24 protein-coding genes are annotated in these 23,523 nt (G+C 69.1%); 17 read left to right on the forward strand and 7 right to left on the reverse strand.

Annotation, left to right across the window (positions count from 1 at the left end; translation table 11 throughout):
* Nucleotides 1-8 precede the first annotated feature (8 nt).
* From hrpA to ABQE93_RS05220, 4 genes are all read left to right on the forward strand, one after another.
* Nucleotides 9-3,914 (forward strand): ATP-dependent RNA helicase HrpA, encoded by a 3,906-nt coding sequence (hrpA, locus tag ABQE93_RS05205; protein WP_448406202.1) that lies wholly within the window; start codon nucleotides 9-11, stop codon nucleotides 3,912-3,914.
* Between the two features lie 142 nt (nucleotides 3,915-4,056).
* Entirely contained in the window at nucleotides 4,057-4,854 is a 798-nt protein-coding gene (locus ABQE93_RS05210; RefSeq protein ID WP_448406203.1) for a SigB/SigF/SigG family RNA polymerase sigma factor, read from the forward strand.
* A gap of 36 nt (nucleotides 4,855-4,890) precedes the next feature.
* Nucleotides 4,891-5,715: a glutaminyl-peptide cyclotransferase gene (locus ABQE93_RS05215; protein ID WP_448406204.1), complete on the forward strand. Its 825-nt coding sequence runs from the start codon at nucleotides 4,891-4,893 to the stop codon at nucleotides 5,713-5,715.
* Nucleotides 5,712-6,824, forward strand: coding sequence for an FAD-dependent oxidoreductase (locus ABQE93_RS05220; protein ID WP_448406205.1), 1,113 nt, complete (start codon nucleotides 5,712-5,714; stop codon nucleotides 6,822-6,824). The genes ABQE93_RS05215 and ABQE93_RS05220 overlap by 4 nt, the downstream gene beginning before the upstream one ends.
* Before the next feature lie 3 nt (nucleotides 6,825-6,827).
* Here the strand turns inward: ABQE93_RS05220 and lipE are convergent, their stop codons facing one another.
* The 3 genes from lipE to ABQE93_RS05235 all read right to left on the reverse strand — a co-directional run bounded on the left by lipE (nucleotide 6,828) and on the right by ABQE93_RS05235 (nucleotide 9,071).
* A complete protein-coding gene (lipE, locus tag ABQE93_RS05225; protein WP_448406206.1) occupies nucleotides 6,828-8,066 on the reverse strand; it encodes a lipase LipE in 1,239 nt (412 codons plus the stop codon).
* 21 nt (nucleotides 8,067-8,087) lie between these two features.
* A complete protein-coding gene (locus ABQE93_RS05230) occupies nucleotides 8,088-8,588 on the reverse strand; it encodes an Rv1352/Rv1906c domain-containing protein (RefSeq protein WP_448406207.1) in 501 nt (166 codons plus the stop codon).
* Nucleotides 8,589-8,669: 81 nt separating this feature from the next.
* Complete coding sequence (locus tag ABQE93_RS05235; RefSeq protein ID WP_448406208.1) at nucleotides 8,670-9,071, reverse strand: heme-binding protein; 402 nt, start codon at nucleotides 9,069-9,071, stop codon at nucleotides 8,670-8,672.
* Between the two features lie 303 nt (nucleotides 9,072-9,374).
* Here ABQE93_RS05235 and ABQE93_RS05240 point away from each other — a divergent pair, with 303 nt between their 5' ends.
* The 10 genes from ABQE93_RS05240 to ABQE93_RS05285 all read left to right on the forward strand — a co-directional run bounded on the left by ABQE93_RS05240 (nucleotide 9,375) and on the right by ABQE93_RS05285 (nucleotide 18,011).
* Nucleotides 9,375-10,238 (forward strand): rhomboid family intramembrane serine protease, encoded by an 864-nt coding sequence (locus ABQE93_RS05240; RefSeq protein WP_448406209.1) that lies wholly within the window; start codon nucleotides 9,375-9,377, stop codon nucleotides 10,236-10,238.
* A 1-nt stretch (nucleotide 10,239) separates the two neighbouring features.
* Nucleotides 10,240-11,400, forward strand: coding sequence for an alpha/beta hydrolase (locus ABQE93_RS05245; protein WP_448406210.1), 1,161 nt, complete (start codon nucleotides 10,240-10,242; stop codon nucleotides 11,398-11,400).
* Nucleotides 11,401-11,415: 15 nt separating this feature from the next.
* Nucleotides 11,416-12,180, forward strand: a complete 765-nt coding sequence (locus ABQE93_RS05250; RefSeq protein WP_448406211.1) for a hypothetical protein — start codon at nucleotides 11,416-11,418, stop codon at nucleotides 12,178-12,180.
* A 54-nt stretch (nucleotides 12,181-12,234) separates the two neighbouring features.
* Entirely contained in the window at nucleotides 12,235-13,212 is a 978-nt protein-coding gene (locus ABQE93_RS05255; RefSeq protein ID WP_448406212.1) for a DUF4129 domain-containing protein, read from the forward strand.
* Entirely contained in the window at nucleotides 13,209-13,694 is a 486-nt protein-coding gene (locus tag ABQE93_RS05260; protein ID WP_448406213.1) for a hypothetical protein, read from the forward strand. The genes ABQE93_RS05255 and ABQE93_RS05260 overlap by 4 nt, the downstream gene beginning before the upstream one ends.
* 2 nt (nucleotides 13,695-13,696) lie before the next feature.
* Nucleotides 13,697-14,656, forward strand: a complete 960-nt coding sequence (locus tag ABQE93_RS05265) for an AAA family ATPase (RefSeq protein ID WP_448406214.1) — start codon at nucleotides 13,697-13,699, stop codon at nucleotides 14,654-14,656.
* A complete protein-coding gene (locus tag ABQE93_RS05270; protein ID WP_448406215.1) occupies nucleotides 14,653-15,903 on the forward strand; it encodes a DUF58 domain-containing protein in 1,251 nt (416 codons plus the stop codon). The genes ABQE93_RS05265 and ABQE93_RS05270 overlap by 4 nt, the downstream gene beginning before the upstream one ends.
* Nucleotides 15,904-15,983: 80 nt before the next feature.
* On the forward strand, nucleotides 15,984-16,361 hold the full coding sequence (locus ABQE93_RS05275; RefSeq protein ID WP_448406533.1) for a hypothetical protein: 378 nt from the start codon (nucleotides 15,984-15,986) through the stop codon (nucleotides 16,359-16,361).
* Nucleotides 16,362-16,422: 61 nt separating this feature from the next.
* Entirely contained in the window at nucleotides 16,423-17,727 is a 1,305-nt protein-coding gene (locus ABQE93_RS05280; RefSeq protein ID WP_448406216.1) for an MFS transporter, read from the forward strand.
* Entirely contained in the window at nucleotides 17,724-18,011 is a 288-nt protein-coding gene (locus ABQE93_RS05285; protein ID WP_448406217.1) for a hypothetical protein, read from the forward strand. Before ABQE93_RS05280 ends, ABQE93_RS05285 begins: the two co-directional genes overlap by 4 nt.
* On the opposite strand, the gene ABQE93_RS05290 is transcribed toward ABQE93_RS05285, so the two are convergent.
* Nucleotides 18,008-18,349, reverse strand: a complete 342-nt coding sequence (locus ABQE93_RS05290; protein ID WP_448406218.1) for an aminopeptidase — start codon at nucleotides 18,347-18,349, stop codon at nucleotides 18,008-18,010. The genes ABQE93_RS05285 and ABQE93_RS05290 overlap by 4 nt on opposite strands.
* A 126-nt stretch (nucleotides 18,350-18,475) precedes the next feature.
* Here ABQE93_RS05290 and ABQE93_RS05295 point away from each other — a divergent pair, with 126 nt between their 5' ends.
* Nucleotides 18,476-19,381, forward strand: coding sequence for a DMT family transporter (locus tag ABQE93_RS05295; RefSeq protein ID WP_448406219.1), 906 nt, complete (start codon nucleotides 18,476-18,478; stop codon nucleotides 19,379-19,381).
* 18 nt (nucleotides 19,382-19,399) lie between these two features.
* Here ABQE93_RS05295 and ABQE93_RS05300 read toward each other — a convergent pair whose 3' ends face one another.
* The 3 genes from ABQE93_RS05300 to ABQE93_RS05310 all read right to left on the reverse strand — a co-directional run bounded on the left by ABQE93_RS05300 (nucleotide 19,400) and on the right by ABQE93_RS05310 (nucleotide 22,479).
* Complete coding sequence (locus ABQE93_RS05300) at nucleotides 19,400-19,708, reverse strand: STAS domain-containing protein (protein WP_448412300.1); 309 nt, start codon at nucleotides 19,706-19,708, stop codon at nucleotides 19,400-19,402.
* Between the two features lie 140 nt (nucleotides 19,709-19,848).
* A complete protein-coding gene (locus ABQE93_RS05305; RefSeq protein WP_448406221.1) occupies nucleotides 19,849-22,056 on the reverse strand; it encodes a SpoIIE family protein phosphatase in 2,208 nt (735 codons plus the stop codon).
* A gap of 12 nt (nucleotides 22,057-22,068) precedes the next feature.
* Nucleotides 22,069-22,479: an anti-sigma regulatory factor gene (locus ABQE93_RS05310; RefSeq protein ID WP_448406222.1), complete on the reverse strand. Its 411-nt coding sequence runs from the start codon at nucleotides 22,477-22,479 to the stop codon at nucleotides 22,069-22,071.
* A 264-nt stretch (nucleotides 22,480-22,743) separates the two neighbouring features.
* On the opposite strand from ABQE93_RS05310, the gene ABQE93_RS05315 reads away from it, so the two are divergent.
* Together ABQE93_RS05315 and ABQE93_RS05320 are read left to right on the forward strand one after the other, a co-directional pair.
* Complete coding sequence (locus ABQE93_RS05315; protein ID WP_448406223.1) at nucleotides 22,744-23,109, forward strand: STAS domain-containing protein; 366 nt, start codon at nucleotides 22,744-22,746, stop codon at nucleotides 23,107-23,109.
* A 100-nt stretch (nucleotides 23,110-23,209) separates the two neighbouring features.
* Nucleotides 23,210-23,506: a hypothetical protein gene (locus tag ABQE93_RS05320; protein WP_448406224.1), complete on the forward strand. Its 297-nt coding sequence runs from the start codon at nucleotides 23,210-23,212 to the stop codon at nucleotides 23,504-23,506.
* Nucleotides 23,507-23,523: the final 17 nt, after the last annotated feature.

The following is a 23,523-nucleotide window of genomic DNA, read 5'->3' on the forward strand; positions in this document are numbered from 1 at the left end:
AGGGACAAATGGGCGACAAGGAACTGCGTGCCCGCCTCGACGCGGTGACGATCCGCGACGCGGCCCGGCTGCGCCGGCGGCTGAAAAGCTTGCGCGACGCCGGACCCGACAAACTCGCCCGCTTCACCGAACAACTCGCCGCCGCCGAGGCGCTGGTCGCCGCCCGCACCGCCGCGGTCCCCGAGATCACCTACCCGGACCTGCCCGTCAGCGAGCGACGCGACGAGATCGCCCAAGCCATCCGCGACCACCAGGTGGTGATCGTCGCGGGGGAGACCGGCTCCGGCAAGACGACCCAGCTGCCCAAGATCTGCCTCGAACTCGGCCGCGGCATCCGCGGCACGATCGGCCACACCCAACCCCGCCGGCTCGCCGCGCGCACGGTCGCCCAGCGCATCGCCGACGAACTGAACACCCCGCTGGGCGAGGCCATCGGCTACACCGTGCGGTTCACCGACCGCGCCAGCGATGCCACGCTGGTCAAGTTGATGACCGACGGCATCCTGCTCGCCGAGATCCAGCGCGACCGCCGGCTGCTGCGCTACGACACCCTGATCCTCGACGAGGCGCACGAACGCAGCCTCAACATCGACTTCCTGCTCGGGTACCTGCGTGAGCTGCTGCCGCGACGGCCCGACCTCAAGGTGATCGTCACGTCGGCGACCATCGAACCGCAGCGTTTCGCCGCCCACTTCGGCGGTGCCGAAAATGGATGTAGCGGTGGTGCACCGATCGTCGAGGTGTCCGGACGCACCTATCCCGTCGAGATCCGTTACCGCCCACTGGAAGTGCCCGTACCGGCCGACGACGCCGACGATCCCGACGACCCCGATCACGAGGTGGTGCGCACCGAGATCCGCGACCGCACCGAGGCCATCGTCGACGCCATCGCCGAACTCGAGGCGGAACCGCCCGGCGACATCCTGGTCTTCCTGTCCGGTGAACGCGAAATCCGCGACACCGCAGAAGTTCTGCGCGGTGTGCTGCGTGACACCGAGGTGCTGCCGTTGTATGCGCGGCTGCCGACGGCCGAGCAGCAGCGGGTGTTCGCGCCGCATCCGGGACGACGGGTGGTGCTGGCCACCAACGTCGCCGAGACGTCGTTGACGGTGCCCGGTATCCGCTACGTCGTCGACCCTGGCACGGCGCGGATCTCGCGCTACAGCCGACGTACCAAGGTGCAGCGGCTGCCGATCGAGCCGATCTCGCAGGCGTCGGCCGCCCAGCGCGCAGGCCGCTCCGGGCGCACCGCACCCGGCGTGTGCATCCGGCTGTACTCCGAAGAGGATTTCCAAGCGCGGCCGCGCTACACCGATCCCGAGATCCTGCGCACCAACCTGGCCGCGGTGATTCTGCAGATGGCCGCGCTGAACCTCGGTGACATCGAAAGCTTCCCGTTCTTAGACCCGCCCGAGCGGCGCAGCATCCGTGACGGCGTGCTGCTGCTGCAGGAACTCGGCGCCTTCGATGCAGACGGCACGATCACCGCAGTCGGCCGCCGCCTCGCGCAATTGCCGGTCGACCCGCGGCTGGGTCGGATGATCCTGCAGGCCGACGCCGAAGGTTGCGTGGCCGAGATCCTGGTGTTGGCCGCGGCGCTGTCGATCCCCGATCCGCGGGAGCGGCCCGCCGACCGCGAGGACGCCGCGCGGCAGAAACACGCCCGGTTCGCCGACGAGCATTCGGATTTCGTGTCCTACCTCAACCTGTGGCGGTACCTTGGCGCGCAGCGTAAAGAGCTTTCCGGCAACGCATTCCGCCGGATGTGCCGCGACGAGTTTCTGCACTACCTGCGGATCCGCGAATGGCAGGACCTGGTCGGCCAGCTGCGCAGTATCGCCCGCGACATGGGCATCAGGGAGTCCAGTGAACCCGCCGATTCCGCGCAGGTGCACACCGCGCTGCTGGCCGGGCTGCTGTCGCACATCGGAACGCGTGACGACTCCAAAGGCCGCGGCTCCAGGGAGTTTCAGGGTGCGCGCAACACCCGGTTCGTGCTCGCGCCCGGCTCAGTGCTCACCAAACGTCCGCCGCGCTGGGTAGTCGTCGCCGACCTGGTCGAAACCAGCAGGCTGTACGGACGCACCGCCGCGAGAATCCAACCCGAGATCGTCGAACGCGTCGGCGCGCATCTGCTCAACCGCACCTACAGCGAGCCGCACTGGGACGCACAACGCGGCGCGGTCATGGCCTACGAGCGGGTCACGCTGTATGGGTTGACGCTCGTGGCGCGCCGCCGGGTCGGCTATTCGCAGATCGAACCCGACGTCGCCCGCGACTTGTTCATCCGCCACGCGCTGGTCGAAGGCGACTGGCAGACCCGCCACCACTTCTTCCGCGACAACGCCCGGCTACGCGAAGAACTCGAGAAACTCGAGGAGAAGGCGCGACGGCGTGACCTGCTGGTCGGCGACGAGGAGATCTTCGCCTTCTACGATGCCCGAGTGCCCGCCGAGGTGGTCTCGGCCCGCCACTTCGACGCGTGGTGGCGCAAACAACGGCACAAGACCCCGGATCTGCTGACCTTCGCTCGCGACGATCTGCTGCGCACCGACGACGCCGCCGAACAACCCGACGCCTGGCGCGCAGGCGATCTGGCGCTGCCGCTGACTTACCGCTTCGAGCCGGGCGCCGAGGACGACGGCGTCACCGTGCATGTTCCGGTCGAGGTGCTGGCCCGGCTCGGCGGCGACGACTTCGCCTGGCAGGTACCGGCGTTTCGCGAGGAGCTGGTCACCGCACTGATCCGAACCCTTCCGAAACCGCTGCGCCGCAACTTCGTTCCCGCACCCGACACCGCGCGCGCCATCCTGTCCGCGATCACCCCCGACGACGGTCCGCTGCTGGACGCCGTGCAACGCGAACTGCACCGGCGCACCGGCGTGTTGGTGCCGATGGACGCGTTCGACCTCGACAAGCTGCCGTCGCATCTGCGGGTGACGTTCGCCGTGGAATCCGCTGATGGAAAAGAGCTTTCGCGTGGCAAGGACCTCGAGGCGCTGCAGCAGGAGCTGGCCGGGACAACCCGGCGGGCCGTCGCCGACGCGGTCGCCGGCGAGATCGAACGCACCGGGCTGCGCGGCTGGCCCGACGACCTCGACGAGCTACCCCGAACCGTCGAGCGGAACTCCGTGCGCGGCTACCCGGCGCTGGTGGATGCGGGCGCGACGGTCGATGTGCACGTGTTCGCCACACAGGCCGAGCAGAACAGCGCGATGGGACCCGGAACCCGCCGACTACTGCGCCTTTCGCTGCCGTCGCCGGTCAAAACAGTTGAACGCCAACTCGATCCGCGAACGCGACTGGTCCTGGGCGCCAACCCGGACGGGTCGCTGCAGGCGCTGCTCGAAGATTGCGCCGACGCCGCCGTCGACGTGTTGGCGCCCGCACCGGCGTGGACCCGCGCCGAATTCAACGCCACGCGGGAACGCGTCGCCGCCGACCTCGAGCGCACCACCCGCGACATCGTCGCCCGGGTGCAAAAGGTGCTTGCCGCCGCACACGACGTCGAACTCGCCATACCCACTGAGCCGACCTCCGCGCAGGCCGACGCGATCGCCGACATTCGCGCCCAACTCGACACCCTGCTGCCCGAACGGTTCGTCACCGCAACCGGCGCAGCACACCTCGCCGATCTCACCCGCTACCTCACCGCGATCGGGCGACGCCTGGAGCGGCTGCCGCATGCCGTGGAAGCCGACCGCGAGCGGATGTCGCGCGTGCACGCCGTGCAGGACGCCTACGACGATCTCGTCGCCGCGCTGTCCCCGGCCCGCGCGGCCGCCGACGATGTCCGCGACATCGCGCGCCAGATCGAAGAGCTGCGCGTGAGCCTTTGGGCGCAGCAACTCGGCACCCCGCGCCCGGTCAGCGAGCAGCGTATCTACCGCGCGATCGACGCCGTTCGGCCCTGAGCCCCAACCGGCCGCCGCACAGCCATATCGCGAAACACCCTGTGCGTGAACGGTCCATTCCACGAACAGTTGTGCTGATCGGCGGCTTTGCGGAATATCCGCAGCACAGATGGGGGTAGACGGGCTAAGAAGGAGGACGCCGATGACGACCGCGACGCGACGCCGCACGTCCAGTCCGCGCGCCAAGTCCGACTACGACGACATCCCGGAGCTGATCCGGACCGTTCGTGGTATGCCGCCGGAATGTGTTGCCTACCAACGGATGCATGAGCAGATCGTGCGCCGCTGCCTTCCCCTTGCCGAGCACATCGCCCGCCGCTACGACGGCAGAGGTGAACCCCGCGACGATCTGCTGCAGACCGCGCGGCTCGGCCTGCTCAACGCGATCAAACGCTTCGACCCGACGTCGGGCCACGACTTTCTGTCCTTCGCCGTGCCGACGATCATGGGCGAGGTCAAACGCTACTTCCGCGACAACGGGTGGGCGGTGCACGTACCGCGGCGGTTGAAGGAGTCGCGCGCGACGGTGGCCGCGGCGACGTCGAGGTTGAGCCAGCGCATGGGGCGCGGCCCCACCGCGACGGAGCTGGCCGAGGAGCTGCAGATGAGCCGCGACGAGGTCGTCGAGGCGCTGATCGCGGCCCAGTGCTATTCGATCCGCTCGCTGGACGCGCCGGCGCCCGGAGACTCCGACGACGGCATGTCGATCGCCGACCGGCTCGGCAGCGACGACACCGCCATCGATCTCGTCGAATTCCGCCAGGCCCTTCGCCCGCTGCTGGCTGCGCTGCCGCCACGTGAACGCGAAATGCTCACCATGCGGTTTTTCGGCAACCACACCCAGACGCAGATCGCGCAGCACTTCGGGATCTCCCAGATGCACGTGTCGCGGCTGCTCGCCAAGACCCTGGCCATATTGCGCGACGGCTTGGACACCTAGCGGCGACGGCGACCGCTGCGGTAGGTATTAGCACCTATGGGCGTAATCGATACCGCGCGGCGGCCTGCCACCTGGCTGATCGCACTCGTGTTGTTCGTGGCGGCCGGGTGCGGCGACTCGGCGCCCCACGCCGACAGCCAGCCTGCGACCGGCCCAGCCCCGGTGATCACGCCCGACGTGCTCGCGCAGATACCGCACGACCCCGCGGCGTGGACGCAGGGATTGGAGTTCGACGGGCCGGCGCTGTGGGAGGGCACCGGCATCGCCGGCGCGTCACAGGTACGTGAACTGGACCCCGCCACCGGCGCGGTACTGCGCGCCGCGCCCGCACCGAACGACTACTACGGCGAGGGCATCACCGTGGTCGACGACCGGATCTGGCAGCTGACCTGGCGCGACGGCGTCGCGGTCGAATGGGACAAAGCCACCCTGACCCCGGTGCGCGAGGTGCCCGTGGACGGCGAAGGGTGGGGCCTGTGCCATGACGGCCAACGCTTCGTCCGCAGCGACGGCACCGACCGGCTGCGGTTCCATGACGCGGTGACCTTCGCCGAAACCGGTTCGGTCGCCGTCACGCGCGACGGCCTCCCACAGACCAGCCTCAACGAGCTGGAATGCGTCGACGGGCAGGTCTGGGCCAACGTCTGGAAGACCGACATGATCGTGCGGATCGACCCGTCGACGGGCAAGGTCGACACGGTGGTCAACGCGACGGGGCTGTGGCCGGGACAAGCCGGCGACAGCGACCGCGTACTCAACGGCATCGCCCACATCGACGGCGACGAGTACCTGCTGACCGGCAAGAAATGGCCGTCGATGTACCGGGTGCGCCTCGCCGCGCCCGACGACGGTCCACGGTGAGCCGGCCGCGGGTCGTGGTCGCCGGCCTCGGCGACACCGGCGTGCTGGTCGCGCTGCGGTTGGCGCGCCACGCCGACGTCGTCGGTATCTCGACGAAACCCGGCCTTGTGAGCGGTCAGGAGCTCGGCGCGCGGCTCAGCCGGCCCGACGTGTGGGCGCGCGACTATTGGATTCCGTTCGACAGGTTCCGCGGCCTCGACCGAGTGCGCACCGTTCATGCCAACGTGACCGGTGTCGATCTCGCTGCGCGAAAAGTGTTCGCCCAGCGAGGTGATGGCAACGAGCTGTCCGAACCCTATGACGCCCTGGTCATCTCGACGGGTGTGACCAACGGGTTCTGGCGCAGACCCGATCTGCAGTCGACCGAGCGGGTCCGCGCCGAGCTGCGACAGCGTCACCAACGGCTCGCCGAGGCTGAGTCTGTGCTCGTGATCGGCGGCGGTGCGGCTGCGGTCAGCAGCGCCGCCAACGTGGCGCGGACATGGCCGAACAAGCCTGTGTCGCTGTACTTTCCCGGTCAACAGGCGTTGAACCAGCATCATCCCCGAGTGTGGCAGCGGGTACGTCGCCGCCTGATCGACGCCGGCGTCGACCTGCGCCCCGGACACCGCGCCGTCGTGCCCGACGGCTTCCGCTGCGACGACATCACCACCGGTCCCGTGCACTGGAGCACCGGCCAGCCGCCGGCCGCAGCGGACGCGGTGCTCTGGACGATCGGGCGGGTGGTGCCCAACACCGGCTGGCTGCCCGCCGAGATTCTCGACGAGCACGGCTTTGTCCGGGTCACCCCGCAGCTCGCGGTGCCCGGCCACCCAGACGTGTTCGCGATCGGCGACGTCGCGGCCACCGATGCGCTGCGCAGTTCGGCGCGTAACCGCGCCGACGGGCTGCTGGCGCACAACATCCGCGCCGCCTTGACGGGCGGCAGACCGCGTGCCTTTCGGCCCGCCGCCCGGCGATGGGGTTCGGTGCTCGGCGTCCAGCCCGACGGGCTCGAGGTGTTCACCCCGAAGGGGCAGGCGTTCCGGTTTCCGGCCTGGTCGATCGACCGGCTGCTGCAACCGTGGATCGTCCGGCGCGGCATCTACCGCGGTGTGCGCGACGAGTGACCGTCAGCCGCGTGGGATTTCCGCGGTGATGCGGTCCAGCAGCGCCCCATAGCGTTTGGCCTCGCGGTGCGGGCCGGGTTTACCGCTGCTGATCACGCCTGCGGCCAGCCCGCGTTGCGGGTCTGCCCACACCGCGATGTTGGTCAACCCGGTGTGGCCGAACGCCGCGGGCGCATCGCGCCCGAACGGTCCGAACCGCTTCGACCCGAGCATGTAGCCGGTACCCCACCGCAGCGGTGCCAAGCCGACCGCGACGTCGGGCCGCAGCCGCCGGCATTCCGCCGTCGCCGCCCGCAACGTCTCGGGCCGCACCACCCGCACGCCGTCGAGCTCCCCACCGCGACGCAGCAATTCGGCGAAGCGGGACAGTTCGAACGCCGTCGACACCGTGTTCGACGACGGCAGCACGCTGGTCAGGTATCTCGGCGTGTTCGAGAACGGGATGATCTTGTGCAACGATCCGCCGACGGCCAACCGGAACACGGTGGCAGCGGGCTGCGGCAACGGCTTACCGGTCGCATAGCTGGGCGCGACCGATGAAACATCCTGTGGTGCAACACCGTAATTCGTCCACCGGAAACCGAGCGGGTCGAGGATCTCGGTCGCCAGGATGTCCCGGATGTTGCGGCCCGCTGCGGCGCCGACGATCTCGCGGATCAGCGGCCCCCACGTCAGCCCGTGGTAGATGTGCACGAGCCCGGGCCGGTACAGCGGTTTGAGCTCGCTGAGCTGCGCGACGGTGTACTCGCTGTCGTCCATCCGGTTGAGGTCCGGCCGCGGTCCGGTGTGGATGGGAATGCCTGCGCTGTGGGTCATCACGTGCCGGATCGTGGTGCGGTGCTTGCCGTGGCTGGTGTAGCCAGGCAGGTAGTCGCTGACCCGGTCGTCGAGCGACAGGCAGCCGCGCTCGACGAGCATGTGCACGACCGTGGAGGTGATCGCCTTGGCCGCCGAGTACGCGCAGAACGGTGTTTCCGTTGTGACGGGGACCTTTTCGGCGTCGGCCGGGTCAGTGGGACCGTTGCCCCACCCGTGTCCGATCGCGCGGTTCAGCACGACCCTGCCGTGGTGGCGCAGGCACAACTGGATCGCGGGATGCATGCCCGCGGCATACCAGTGCCGCGCGGCCTGCCAGATCCGCTCGACGGCGGCAGGGTCGAGCCCGGAATGGTCTTCGTCGCCGACCGCCGTCACCGCGTCGAGATCGGTCGGCACGTCGATGCCGCCCTGCGCCGCGTTCACGTGGCCAGCGTACGGCGGCGGTTACGGGGAGGGCGGCGGGCCGCTGAGGATGCCGGAGCCGATGAACGACCCGAGCTGGCCGAGCAGATCCTGCGGGCCGGGCTGGGGCGGTGGTGCGGCGTTGGTGAGCTGCCAGCTCTGGCAGTCGTTGGTGGTGAACGTGGTGTCGTCGGCCTTGATCTGCACGACCTGCGGCTTCTTGGTCATGGCGTTGTCCACCAGCTTGCCGTCGCTGGTGCGCTTCCAGTAACACACGCTGTCGGTGACCGGACCCGCCGAGGAGTACGTGCCGGGCACGATGTCGACGCCCACCTTGTAGGTGCCGTCGGCCGAGATGGACGTCTGCGGAACGGCCGGGGTCTCGGCGTCGTCGGACTCCTGCGGCGCCGGGCCGGGTTCGGCCTCCGATGGCGCGTGGGGCGCGGGGGACGGTTCTGGCTGGGCATGCGCGACGCCCGCGACCGCTCCACCAGCGGCGAGCAGGACCGCCGCGGTGAGCACGGAAACTCGCGTCGGGTTCATAGGAAGGCAGTCTATGCGTTTGCCGGACATGAAAAAACCCACCGCCGCAGCGAGGCTGCGGCGGCGGGCCTTGACTCGACGCTAGCCGGCCATGAACTCGTTGTAGGCCGACGCCAGCTCCGGCGGGAGCACCGAGACGTTGCACTGGCTCTGCACGTCCCCGATCGGCGCGAGGATGCCGCGCAGCGCGTAGTACTCCTGCGGGTTGTTGGTGAAGTATCCGCGCAGCGTGGCCGACGCCTCCGGACGCGGCTGGTTGAACGCCGTCGTCACCGCTTGGTTGGCGCCGGGATGGCTGTCGAGATACGCGCGGGCCTCACCCGTCACCGAACTGACCGTGCCGGACACCGCACTGGCGGTGCACTGGTCGGGCGAAGCCCCTGCCGACGGTGCGGCAATGGTTGCTGCGGCCAGACCGCCAAGCACGCCTGCCGCGCATGCACCGGCGATTCCCCGGCGCGCAGTGATACCACTGAATTTCATGTGTTTCTTCCTTCTGAATGCGATTAGTCGCTGGTTTCCCCGTCCCTGAAAACCAAGGTAGCCGAACGCGATGGGGGCGAAACCGGCTGCGAATTTCGTTTGCTGGATAGGGTCGCGTGTTACACCGAATGGGCGTGACCTGTATCGCAATATCGGCCGACTTCGCTAAGGGAGCGACCAGAGCGGGCGCCCATTCTCAGAATTTGCCCGCAGCTCTTAGCTGATCGTGATCTGGACAGTGATCGAATCGTTATCGACTGCGGTTCACCGGCGGCCCGAAACCGCCTCTTTAAGGTGGTGCCTGTGACGTTCGATCAGGGCATACCCGCGGAGACGCAGACCTGCTACCGGCACCCCGACCGGGTGACCTATGTCCGCTGTTCCCGGTGCAACCGCAACATCTGCCCGGAATGTATGCGCAGTGCCGCGGTGGGCCACCAGTGCGTCGAGTGCGTGAATGCCGGCGCCCGCACCGTCCGCCAACCCAGGACCCAGTTCGGCGGGCGCCCGTCGGCCACGCCGACGGTGACCTACACCCTGATCGCCGTCAACGTACTGATGTTCGTGCTGCAGACCATGTCACGCGACGTTCAGAGCGAACTCGTGCTGCACTCCGGCGCCGTCGCCGCCAACGGCGACCTGTACCGGCTGGTGACCTCGGCGTTTCTGCACTACGGCATAACCCATCTGCTGTTCAACATGTGGGCGCTGTACGTGGTGGGCCCGGCGCTGGAGGCCGCGCTCGGCCGGCTGCGGTTCGGCGCGCTCTACTTCCTCAGCGCGCTCGGCGGATCGGTGCTGGTGTACCTGGCGTCCCCGGTGAACGCGGCGACCGCAGGCGCCTCCGGGGCCATATTCGGCCTGTTCGGCGCGACGTTCGTGGTGGGTAAGCGCCTCAACCTCGATGTCCGCTGGGTCACCGCGATCATCGGCCTCAACCTCGTGTTCACGTTCGTCATCCCGCTGATCAGCTCGGTCAACATCAGCTGGCAGGGCCACCTCGGCGGGCTGATCACCGGCGCGGTGGTCGCCGCGGCGTATGCGTACGCGCCGCAGAAGTCACGCAACCTGGTACAGGCCGGGGTCACCGTCGCGATCCTGGTGCTGTTCGCCGTGCTGATCTGGTGGCGCACCGCGTACTTGATGGAGTTGTTCGGGCTGGCCTGACGTGATCGCGTACGCGGTGGCGGTGCCGCTCACCGTGGTGCCCGTGCTGGCCGTGCTGGGCACGCTGCTGTACGACGTGCCCTACGTGGGTCTGGCGACGGCGTTCGCGCCGTGGTTTCTCGTGTGGCTGATCGTGGCCGCGGCGATCGGCGCGGCGGTGGCGGGCTACCGCTGGTGGCGCGGGCGCGGCTGGTTCGCCGCGACGCTGACCGTGGTGGCGCTGCTCGCGGTCGTGGGCGCGTCGGTCATCACCGCGCGGATGACGGCCGCCGTCGAGGCCGCAGGAGCCGACGTCGACCTCGTTGACCTGTTCGGCATCGGGCTGCCCGAATCCGCGGCGCCCGACGCCGAAGCGACCTATGCGACGTTCGAGGGCGAACCGCTGCAGGCCAGCATCTACCGTCCGCCCGGCTCGACGGACACCTCGCGGGCGCCGGTGCTGGTCTACATCCACGGCGGCGGCTGGGTCGCGGGCGACCGGCACTCGCGCAGCACGGATCTGCGATGGCTCGCCGACCGCGGCTGGCTGGTGATCAGCGTCGGCTATTCGTTGTCGTCGCAGGACCGTCATCTGGCCGACGTCACCCAGGGCCAACTCGGCTGCGCGCTGACCTGGATCGGTGCGAACGCCCACCGCTACGGCGGGGACCCGACGCGGATGTCGATCTCCGGTCACTCCGCGGGCGGCAACCTCGCCGTCAACACCGCCTACCTGGCGGCCGCAGGAACGCTGCCGTCGTCGTGCGGCGGCCGCCCGCCCGCGGTGCACGCCGTGTCGGTGATGTATCCCGCCGTCGACCCGGCGGGTATGTACCGCAACCCCGACCCCGCGCTCGGCAACACTTCACGCGATATGGTCTCGGCCTACACCGGCGGGTCACCCGAGCAGTTTCCCGAGCGCTACCAACGCATTTCGTCGGCCAGCCACATCAGCGCCGACGCGCCCCCGACGTTGATCATCCTGCCCGAGGCCGACCACCTGGTGCCGGTCGACGGCACCTACCGCTTCGCCGAGCAGGCCGCGGCGGCCGGCGTCGACGTCGAGCTGGTCACCGTGCCGTTCGCCGACCATGTCTTCGACGCGCGTCCCGGCAGCATCGGCCAACAGGCCTACCGGCAACTGACCGCGCGCTGGCTGCGCGACCATGGACAGGAACCGTAAGGCAGGGAGGTTCGGATGGACCCGCTCGACGAGCTCTACGCCGCCAGGCTCGAGGAGTTCACCGCGCTGCGCACCCGGCTCGCCGCAGCCGCCAAGAAACGCGGTGACCCCGAGCAGGCCAAGACGATCTCGGCGGCACGCAAACCCACCACCGCGGCGTGGGTGGTCAACCGGCTCGCCCACGCCGACGACGCCGTGCGGCAGCGCCTCATCGACCTCGGCGCCCGGTTGCGCCAAGCGCACACCGAGATGGACGGTGACCGCATCCGCGAACTGTCCGCCGAGCAACGCCGGCTCGTCGACGACCTGACCCGCGCCGCGTTCGAGGAAGCCGAGCTGACCAACCCGTCGGCGTCGCTGCGCGATGACGTCACCGCGACGTTGCAGGCCGCCGTCGCCGACGCGGACGTCGCGGCCAGGATCGGTCGGCTGGCCAAGGCCGAACAGTGGTCGGGCTTCGGCGGATTCGGTGACAGCACAGCGGTTTTCAAGCCGACCCGAAGCCCGAAAAAGGTCACCGCGAAAAAGGCCGAGCCTGCACCCGACCGCGACAAGGTCCGCGCGGCGCTGAAGGAAGCCGAACGCGCCAAGGCCGAGGCCGACGAGGCGCTGGACGAACTGCAGGCCGATGTGGCCACCGCCCGGCTGCGCCACCTCGACGCACAACGACGGCTGGAGGAGGCCGAGGCCGCGCTGGCCGCCGCAGAAGACGCGTTCGAGAAGGGTAAGCAGGCCAGCCGCGAAGCCGCGATGCGACTTCGGCGCGCCAAAGCGCGCTGACGGGCCGTAAGCGCGCCGAAACCGCTGAGCGCCTGACAGGATGGGGTCAGGGCCATGGCCGGTTTCGACAAGTCGACACAGCGCGTGATCGCGGTCATCGCGCTTCTGATCCTTGCCGCGTGGGGGCTGCGCGGATACCTTCCCGGCGCACCCGAACCGCCCGCGGAGCGCGAACCGCCGCAGAGCAATCCCGCGGCGCTGGCCGCCGTCGTCGCGCTGCTCACCGCGGCGGTGGCGATCATCGGGTTCGCGATCATCGTGCGGTTGCGCGACCGCCGGCCCCGCCCGCCGTCATCGGCTCCGCTGCCGCGCAGCCCCGGGACGGTGGGGCGGTCGAGATGGCGCTTCTCGCTGATCGCGCTGGCGGTAATCGTCGCGTGGCTGCTGCTGATCATCGTGTTGAGCCGGGTCGGCGACCAGGACCTGATCGAACAGCCCGTCCCCGAGGCCGCGCCTGAGGACGTCGGCGCGACGCCCGGTGACCCGCGCCCCGCCCCGCCCGCGCGGCTGCCTGACGACGCCGACGAGGGCGGCGGCGACGTCCTCGGATATCTCGTCCCACCGATGCTGCTTCTGATGGCGCTGGTGGTTCTCGGCACGGCGATCGTGTCGCGGCGGCAACGCCGAGCCGAACCGCCCGACGCGCTCACCGACGATGACGGCGCACCCTCCGAGGCGCCGCGGCCAGCGGATTCGCTTGCCAGGGCGGCAGCGATCGGTCTGGCTGAGATCGGCGATCTGAGCCGCGAGCCACGCGAAGCGATCATCGCGTGTTACGCGGCGATGGAGCGCGAGCTGACCCGGGTGCCCGGCGCCATGCCGCAGGACTGCGACACCCCCACCGAGGTGCTGGCCCGCGCGGTCGCCCACCATGCGTTACGCGCCGACAGCGCGACCGAACTGGTCGAGCTGTTCGAGGAGGCGCGGTTCTCCCCGCACGTGATGACCGAGACCCACCGCACCGCCGCGGTCGGGGTGCTGCACCGGGTTTTGGCCGAACTGCGTGAACGCATCCCGGAGGTGCGGACATGAAAAAGCTTGCCGCGTCGGGCTTTCTGCTCGTCGTGGGCGTCGAGTTGATGGTGCTGACCGCACCCGATCGCGGCATGGCCCTCGTCATCTCGGGAATGGCGCTCGCGGTTGCGCTGCTGGGACTGCGTTGGTATCTGGTGCGCGGACCCGTTGCCGGTGCGGGCGACACCCCCGCAGACGAGGCGGCAGCGTCGCTGCGACGCTGGCTGTCACGGACCGAGAGCCTGGTCAGCAGGGCCGACTCCACCCGAAGGGACTGGGATCGCCACCTGCGGCCGATGCTCGCGCGGCAGTTCGAAATGGCAACGGGTCAAAAGCGACTCAAGAACCGCGAGGCGTACTCGGCCACCGGCAAGATGCTGTTCGGCGCGCAGCTGTGGGCATGGGTGGACCCGGAGAACGTCGCGCACGGCGACGCCAACGAGCCCGGACCCGGCCGGGCGGCACTCGACGAGATCCTGCAACGGCTGGAGCGGATATGACCATGGGCCTTCCCGCGGCGACCACCACCGCCAACTGTGAAACCGTGCTCGACGAGATCGGGCGGGTCGTGGTCGGCAAACGTGGTGCGCTCGCGCTGATCCTCACCACCGTGCTCGCCGGCGGGCACGTGCTCATCGAGGATCTGCCCGGGCTCGGCAAGACGTTGATCGCGCGGTCGTTCGCCGCCGCGCTGGGCCTGCAGTTCAAGCGGGTGCAGTTCACCCCGGACCTGCTGCCCGCCGACCTGCTCGGCTCGACGGTCTACGACATGCAGTCGGGCCGCTTCGAGTTCCGGCCCGGGCCCATCTTCACCAACCTGCTGCTGGCCGACGAGATCAACCGCACCCCACCCAAGACCCAGGCGGCGCTGCTGGAGGGGATGGCCGAGCGTCAGGTCAGCATCGACGGCGTCACCCACCGGCTGCCCGCCCCGTTCATCGTGCTGGCCACCGACAACCCCATCGAGTACGAGGGCACCTATCCGCTGCCCGAGGCGCAACTCGACCGGTTCACGATCCGGCTGGAACTGAACTATCTCGCTGAGCCCGAGGAGGTTTCGATGCTGCGCCGCCGGATCGACCGCGGGTCGGCGGAGCCGGTGGTGCAACAGGTCGTCGACGCCGACGAGCTGATCGCGATGCGCGAATCGGTGGAACAGGTCAGCGTGCACGACGACGTGCTGCGCTACGTGGTGTCGCTGGCCGCGGCCACCCGTCAGCATCCGCAGGTCGCCGTCGGCGCCAGCCCCCGCGCCGAACTCGACCTGGTCCAGCTGGCCCGCGCCCACGCGCTGCTGTTGGGCCGCGACTACGTCATCCCCGAAGACGTGAAGTCCCTAGCTGTCCCGGCGATCGCACACCGAATCAGCCTTCGGCCGGAGATGTGGGTGCGCCGGGTACACGGCAGCGATGTGGTCCAGGAACTGTTGCACCGGCTGCCGGTCCCGCGGGCGCAGACGTGACCGACACGCGCCGCGCCGAACCTCAATTGGCCTGGCACGCAGCGCCTCTCACCCGAGCGCTGTTGACCTGCGCGGCGGTCGCATTCGTGGTGGCGGTGATCGCCGGGTTCTGGCAGCTGATGGTGTTCGCCGCGCCGCTGATCGGGGTGTTGTGCTCGATCGGCTGGCAGCCGTCGCCGCCGACCGTGCGGGTGTACGCCCAACCCGGCTCGCACCGGTGCTTTGAGACCGAACGCGCGCGGGTCACGGTGTGGGCGGACGCCGGGCCCGAGGTGACGCTCGCGGTCTCGGTGCCCGACGGGATGCAGTGCGACGTCGTCGACAGCGACGGCCCACGGCGAAAGACCGTCGAGGTGTGCGCCGACCGGTGGGGCCGCTATCCGATCCGGGCGCACGTGCGGGTCATCGCGCGCGGCGGGCTGCTCGAAGGCCGCGGGACCGTCGACGCCGCCAACGTCTACGTCTTTCCGCAGGCGCCGCCCCAGTCGACGGCGATACCGCGCACCGAACTGCTCGACCGGCTCGGCACGCACCTGACCCGGCACGTCGGGCCCGGCGTCGAGTACGCCGATGTGCGCCGGTATGTGCCCGGTGACCAGCTGCGCACGGTCAACTGGCCGGTCAGCGCCCGCCGCGGCAGCCTGCATGTCACCCAGCGGCTGACCGACCGCGCCGCCGACGTCGTGGTGCTCGTCGACAACTATCCGCAACCGGCCGGTCCGGCGACCGAGGCCACCGACCGCACCGCGCGCGGCGCCGTGCAGGTGGTGCAGAGCGCGTTGCGCGGCGGTGACCGCGCTGGCGTCGTCGCGCTGGGGGACCGGCGGCCGCGCTGGCTCGGCGCCGATATCGGGCGCCGTCAGTTCTACCGGGTGCTCGACGCGATCCTCGCCGTCGACGACGGGTTCGAGACCACGCCGGGCACGTTGGCGCCCCGCGCGGCACTGCCGCCCGGTGCCATCGTCGTCGCGTTCTCCACGATGCTCGACACCGAATTCGGTTTGGCGCTCATCGATTTGCGTAAACGCGGGCACACCGTCGTCGCGGTGGATGTGCTGGAGGGCGCACCGTTCGCCGAGGACACCGACCCCCTCATCGCCAGGATGTGGGCGCTGCAGCGGTCGTTTCTGTACCGCGACATGGGCACCGTCGGCGTCGACGTGGTGTCGTGGCGCGCGGTCGACACGCTGGACCAGGCGATGCAGTTGGTACCCGAGCGTCGACGCCCGGCGGGGAGACGGCGGTGAACCGCGCGACGGGCACCGCGGTGAACCGCGCAATTGCTACCGCGGTGAACCGCGCGACGGCTACCGCGTTCGGGCTGGTGATGGTGGCGGCCTCGGCCGTGCAGGCCGGCGGCGCGGCCTTGGGGGTGGCCGGGCTGGCGGTGCTGGCGGTGTTGGCGGGCAATGCTTTTGCACCGTGCGCGACGCTTGCGGTGCTGTTGTCGGGTGCGGTGCTGGTGCTCTCCGACGCGGCGCCGATGCTGGCCGCGCTGTGCGGGTTGACCGCGGCCGGCTATCTGGTGCTGCGGCATACGTCTGCCGCGACGGCGCCCACAGTGATTGGTGCGGTGGGGTTTACGGCAGTCACGCTCGCAGCCGTATCGCTGCCCGCGGAGGTGCCGTGGCTGCCGCTGGTGGCGCCGGTCGCCGTGCTGGCGCTGGTGGTGCTTGCCACCCGGCCGTTCTGGGCCGAGCGATAAACTCCAAACCACACCGGCGCCAGCACTATTGAGCGCAACGCTTAGTTTCAGGGAGCAGTACATGCCGTCCGACGTGCGCAAGGCCATCACCGGGGCATCGATCGGCAACGCCGTCGAATGGTTCGACTTCGCGATCTACGGGTTCCTGGCGACATTCATCGCCGCGAACTTCTTCCCGGCGGGCAACGAAACAGCCGCTCTGCTCAACACATTCGCGATCTTCGCGGCGGCGTTCTTCATGCGCCCGCTCGGCGGGTTCGTCTTCGGCCCGCTGGGGGACCGGATCGGGCGCCAGCGGGTCTTGGCGATCGTCATCTTGTTGATGTCGGCGGCGACGGTGGCCATCGGGCTACTGCCGACCTACGCCTCGATCGGCGTCGCCGCACCGCTGCTGCTGCTGGTGCTGCGCTGCCTGCAGGGGTTCTCCGCGGGCGGTGAATACGGCGGCGGCGCGGTGTACCTGGCCGAGTTCGCCTCCGACAAGCGCCGCGGGGTGACCGTCACGTTCATGGCGTGGTCCGGAGTGCTGGGTTTCCTGCTCGGCTCGCTGACCGTGACGCTGTTGCAGGCCCTGCTGCCCGCCGCCGCGATGGAGAGCTACGGCTGGCGCATCCCGTTCCTGATCGCCGGGCCGCTGGGCCTGGTCGGCCTCTACATCCGGCTGCGCCTGGACGACACCCCGCAGTTCGCCGAACTGAGCAAGTCCGATCAGGTGGTCAAGTCGCCGTTGCGGGAAGCCGTCACGACCGCGTGGCGGCCCATCCTTCAGGTGATCGGGATATTCATCGTGTTCAACGTCGGCTACTACGTGGTGTTCACGTTTTTGCCCAATTACTTCATCCAGACCCTGGAGTTCTCCAAGACCAGCGCGTTCGTCTCGATGACGTTGGCCAGCCTGGTCGCGCTGATTCTCATCCTGCCGCTGGCCGCGCTGTCGGACCGCATCGGACGCAAACCGCTTCTCATCGGCGCCTCGGCGGGTTTCGCGGTGTTGGGCTATCCGCTTTTCCTGCTGCTGGACTCGGGCTCGTTGACGGCGGCGGTGATCGCGCACTGCTGCCTGGCCGCGATCGAATCGGTCTACGTGTCGGTGGCGGTGTCGGCCGGCGTCGAACTGTTCGCCACCACCGTGCGCTACAGCGGCTTCTCCATCGGCTACAACATCTGCGTCGCCGGATTCGGCGGCACCACACCGTATGTGGTCACCTGGCTGACCGCCGAAACCGCCAACAACGTGGCGCCCGCGTTCTATCTGATCGCGGCGGCGGTCATCTCGCTGGCCGTGGTGTTGACCATGCGCGAGACCGCCGGGCGCCCGCTTCCGCAGACCACCGACCAGCGGATGGCCGCTATCGTGGGGCCATGAAGCTTCAGGTGTTGCCCTACGTCTCGATCGAGATCGACGACCGTCTTCGCCGCAGGCTGCGCTCGGCAGGCGATCGCTTCCGGGTCCAGATTCGGGCGTACCTGCGCAGCGCGGCCGACGACGTCGACGAGGCCAGCGACCGGGTCCGCGGGCTGTGCGACCGTGCGGTCACCCGCGTCGACACGGTGGTGGCGTCGGTCAACGACAAGATCGCGCCGACGTCCCAGCCGACGCCCCAGGCGCCGCCACGCCTGCGCGTGGTCGGGGGCCGCGAAGCCAGTTAGGTTCGCGCGCCGCCGGTGCGGCTGCCGACGAAGAACCCGCCGACCAGGATCACGAGCCCGATGACCGCCACCGGAATGGCCCAGGTACGCCGCTGCGACACCGCCGACTCGCACTGCGCGACGTAGTCGGTGTGCGGAATCAGCTCGTTGAGCACCGGTAGGTTGGCCGGATTGCTGTTGTCCACGTCGCGGGCGGCTGCGTAGTCCGCGGCGATGGCGTTACCGCAGCCGATGTCCTGATTGTCGGGTCCGGCCACCGATACGGGTACCAGAAGACCGATGACTCCCACGAGCAACACGATCGCGCCAAGCAACAACACCAAACGTCGCATGTTCATGATCACTCAATGCCCACTCGGGCTGACGCCGAAACTTGCCCGCGGTCACACCGACTCCGCGGCGCATCGGCCCATATGGTCTGCTTGTCCGGTGTGCCGGCCGCGGTCTGAAGGGAGTTCAACGCCTTGCTAAGCCACGGTCTGGCCGTAGTTCTCGCGTTGCTCGCCGCGGTGTTCCTGGCGATCGGGATCGTGGTTCGCCAGCGCGCCACCATGGACGTCGCACCCGAGCACGGCGTCAGCAGCGTGATGCTGTTCACCCTGCTGCGCAGGCCGCTGTGGTGGGCGGGCACCGCAGCCGCGGTCACCGGGTTCTGCTTCCAGGCGTTCGCGCTGGCGTTCGGTTCGTTGATGCTGGTCCAGCCCATCCTGGTGTCCGCGCTGCTGTTCGCGCTGCCGCTGAGCGCCCGCCTCGCCGATCGCCGCGTCACCCGCAGTGACTGGCTCTGGGCGTCGGCGTTGACCGCCTCGCTGGCCGTGTTCGTCGTGCTGGCCAAGACCCGCCCCGGCGACTACGAGGCATCCGCGCCGCTGATGGTGATCGTGGCGGTGGTGTGCGCGGCGGTCGTGACCGCATGCGTGGTGGTGGCGGTGCGCAATCCGGGCTGGCGACGTGCGGTGCTGCTGGCCGTCGCCGTCGGCGTGCTGTTCGGCGTCGTCGCGGTGCTCACCAAGGTCGTCATGCACATCCTCACCCACAACGGGCTGCTCGCCGTGATCAGCACACCGATCCCCTATCTCCTCGTGGCGCTGGGCGTCATCGCGGTGTTTTTGCAGCAGTCGGCGTTTCACGCGGGCTCGCTGCAGACCTCGGTGCCGACGATGCTGGTGCTCGAACCCGTCATCGCCGTGGTGCTCGGAGCCGTCGTACTCGGCGAGCACATGACCGTCAACGGTGTCAAAGCCGTGGCGATCACGGTCGCGGTCGTCGCGATGACGGCATCGACCATCGCCCTCGGCCGCGAAGAGGGGGCGCTGGAAGAAGAGCTCGAGGCCAGCCGAACCAGCCCAGCGGCCGGCCGACCGAACTAGTCCTAAGTGCGCGCGGACTCAGCCGACTTGTACCGTCGCGACCTGATCCAGACCCGAGATCTTCAGCAATGTCGTGATCGGTCCATCCTCCGGCACCACCAACGTGAGTTTGCTGTCGGATGCGACCGAAAACAGTTCGCGCAGAGCGGTACTGTCGCAATAGGTCACCTCAACGAGGTCGACGGTGACCGCGGCGTGCTCATCGGCGGCGCGCGCCAGGACTGCAGCGAACTCGTCGATGTTGGCCAGATCGATCTCGCCGGTAGCGGTGACGACCGGTGACTGCTCGGCGTCGGCGGGGCTCAAGCGGAACTGCGAGGTGGTCATGGCGTGCACGGCGGAGCCGACCCGCACGGGTAAAGACCAGTGCCGCACCAATGTTGGCGCATCGCACCTCCTGAAATCGACCGCGCTGATTGCCGATTGAACTAATACCACGCCGACGCCCGCGGCGTGGTACGCAAGCCTCAAATTCCGTCGTCCGGCAATCGAAACGACATCTCCACCGTCGTGCCCAAGGGTGTGCCGTCCAGATCCACCCCGTCGCTGACCGCGCGCATCAGCAGCAACCCCCGCCCCCTGGTGCCCGGGTCGGCGGGCGGCGGCTTCCACGAACCGTCGTCGGCGACGCTGATCTGCACCTCGTTTCCGTCGACGTCGGCTGCCACCCGCATCCGGCCGGAATCGCGGCCGCGGTAGGCGTGCTCGACGGCGTTCGAACACGCTTCGTTGACCACCAGCACGATGTCGTCGGCCAGCGGAGCAGGTACGCCGTTGCCGTTCAGCCACGCGGCCAGCCGGTGCCGAACGTCGCTGAGCCGGGTCGCTGCGGCTTCGATGTCGATGCGCAGCGGCATGTAGGTGTGCCGGTAGAGCACGATCGCGACGTCGTCGTCGAAGCCGTTGTCGGGCACCAGCTTTGCCAGCACCGTGTCCGCGACGGTTTCGATGTGTTGTTCGGTGGTCTCAGCGAGAACCTCGCTGAGGTGAGCGATCTGGTGGTCGATCGCTTCGTCACGCCGCTCGACCAGTCCGTCGGTGTAGAGCAACAGCGTCGAGCCGGGCGTCAGCGTGCGGTCCGCCTGCGGGCGTGGTTCACCGCGCAGCACCGCCAGCGGCACCGAACGCCCGTCGGTCAACAGTTGCGGCGACGACCCGCCGCAGGCAAGCACCGGCGGCACGTGCCCCGCGCTGCTGTAGCGCACGGACTGAGCTTCGGTGTCGAGCACCGCCACGAACACCGTGGTGCAGAACGCGTCCGGGATCAGATCGGCCACCGAGTCGAGGTGTTCGAGCACCGCCGCGGGCTCCGCGCCCGTCAGCAGCAGCGCCCGCGCGGACGCCCGCAGCTGGCCCATCACCGCCGCCGCCGACAGCCCGCGGCCTACACAGTCGCCGACAACCACGCCGATCCGGTGCTCGGCGACCGGCAACACGTCGTAGAAGTCGCCGCCGATCTCCAGCGGCGGAACGGCAGGCTCGTAGCGCACGGCGAAACCGGACGGAAGCGTGGTGGAAGCGAGCATCGAGCGCTGCAGCGTCAGCGACGTCTCCCGGACGCTCTCGAACTGGCGAACATGCTGCATGGCCAGACCCAGATGCCCGACCAACGCGCTGACCAGTCGCCGGTCCTCGGTGCTGACCACGCGGGGGTTGCGGTGCTCCAGGCAGACCACGACGTCACGGGTGCTGGACAGCACCGCGGCAAAGCCCCGCGTGGTGCCGGCGCTGGGTGCGGCGCCGACGGGGTTGACGGTCAGCGGCAGCCAGTCGCGCGCGTCCTCGAAGGTGCGACGCCAGTCCGGGTCCAGGTCCTGCCAACTCGCCACCGCGGGCTCACCCGCCACGTGGATCGTCGGGTCGGTGCCGATCGGGGACCAGATGGCCGCGGTCACCCGCGCGACGTCCAGCGCGGATGCGCACTGCGCCAACGTGATCGACAGCACCTCGTCGACGTTCCTGGCGAGGCTGACCGCGGTGGCCAGCCTCGCCACCGCGCTGTCGCGTTCGGCCGCCGCGCGCGGAGCGGTGATGTCACGGAGCGTGCCGACATAGGCAGTGTGGTTTGATGCGTGCCCGGTGATGACGTTCATGCTCAGCGCCACCCACCGGCGGCGCCCGTCGCGGTGCTGTATGGCGACCTCGGCCGTGCCCGCGCCGCGCCGCGCCACCTCCGCCAGATGTGCGATGGCCGTGTCGGGATCGTCCACCCAGGGATGGGGCATCGGGTAGGGCAGGCCGTCGGCGCCATACCCGGTGATCTCGGTGAACGCGTCGTTGATCTCCATGATGGTGCCGGCGTGGTCGGCGACGAAGAAGCCATCCTGAAGGGAGTTCACCAGCGCGGTGCGGAACTCGTCGCGACCGGCGAGGTAGTCGGCGCGGGCCCGCTGCTGTGCGTAACGCCTTGTGCCGTCGAGGAATCCGCGAGATGCGACGTCGAACGCCGCCAGCGACTGCAACAGAAACTGCAGTGCTCTGCGGGCTTCGGTATCGCGGTCGGCGGTGGCGGCCAGACGGGAATGGTTCTCGACGATGTCGAGCACGCTCACCTCGTCGCGCAGCGCCTGACGTCCGAGGACGTGTCCGAGCGCCAACGCAGCCTCGTCACCCGTGCGCAGGTAGGTTTGCAGCGCCTCGGCGTAGCGGGCGTAGAAGTCGCCGGCGTCGGTCATGGCCCATCCCGCCTATGCACCGTCGGGAACCCACTTCCACATCTCGATCACCGTGCCCGTGTCTGGCCCGGAGTCGACCTGCACCTGGTCCATCAGCCTGCGGACTCCGGGCAGCCCCAGCCCCAGCCCGCGGGCCGTGGAGTAGCCGTCCTCCATCGCGCGTTCGACGTCGGCGATTCCGGGCCCGTCGTCCTCGGCTTGCACCACCAGCGCCTGCCTGCCGTCACGGAGCTGCACACCGATACGCATCTTCCCGTTCGCCGCGTAACTCATGATGTTACAGGCGATCTCGGCGATAGCGGTGGCGACCATCGTGGCGTCGGTCAGCGAGAACCCGAGCTGACGCGCCAGCTCGTGCCCCGCCTCGCGGGCGGAGACAACGTCCTCGGAGCCGCTGATCTGGACGACAACGTCAAACGCCACTGTCACTCCCCGCTAGCCGTGTGCGAACTGCACACGCTCGGATCAGCCGGTCACCCCTGCGCGGTTCGGCTCGACAGACGGATTCGACATCCAACCTCCCAGCTTGCCACCGACTCGGCGTTTACGTGCACACGAGTCTTACCGCGACACTAGCCTGCAGCTAGGTCGGGGAACCGTCGAAGCGTTGATCTGCATTCGGGGGCAAGCGCTAAGCTCTGCGCACTGCCGTCGTCAATGGCGGCGCTCACGAACCGAAGGACCGCTGTGCCAGGTAAAGACCCGATCACCGCGTCGGTCTCCCACCAGGATGGGATCGCCGTGGTAGCGGTCGGCGGCGACGTCGACGTGGCCACCGTAAGTACGCTGGAAGAGGCGATCACCGAGGCGTTGGGCGCCAAGCCCACCGCGTTGGTGATCGACCTGACCGACGTCGAGTTTCTCGCGTCGGCGGGCCTGCAGACCCTGGTGGCCACCAACGAAGCCGTCACCGAAAGCACCGGCTTTGCTGTCGTCGCCAACGGGCCCGCAACCAGCAGGCCAATCCAATTGACCGGCCTGGACCAGGTCTTCGCCATGTATCCGACACTGGCGGAGGCGATCGCCGCGCTGAGCGCTGCTTCACAGAATTAGTCGACGCGCGCCGACCCGCGGATTCCACTAAAGTTGCACTTCGCCGGCGGTGATCTTGGTACGCCCTCGGTGCTGGGTCACAACAGAATGGGATCAAACTATGAGGCCAGGCCGTTTGGGGTGCCGTATCGCCTCGGTCGCCGGCGGCGCCGCCATCGCGGCGACCGTGCTGTTGACCGCGTCGTGCGCCGCCGAAGAGGAATCCACGCCCGAAGACACCACCACGACAACCACGACCACCACGACGACGGCACCGCCCGAGAGTCCGCCGCCGCCCGCCCCGGGCGACCCCGGCCCGCCGACCGAGAAGGCGCCGCGCATCGATTCGGGGCCCAACCCGTTCTCGCCGACGGTGAAGGCGCCACCTGCGCCGACGGCCATCCCCGGCGATCACTGAGCGTCGATTCGATCGTT

It is taken from the genome of Mycolicibacterium sp. XJ662 (genome assembly GCF_053484035.1).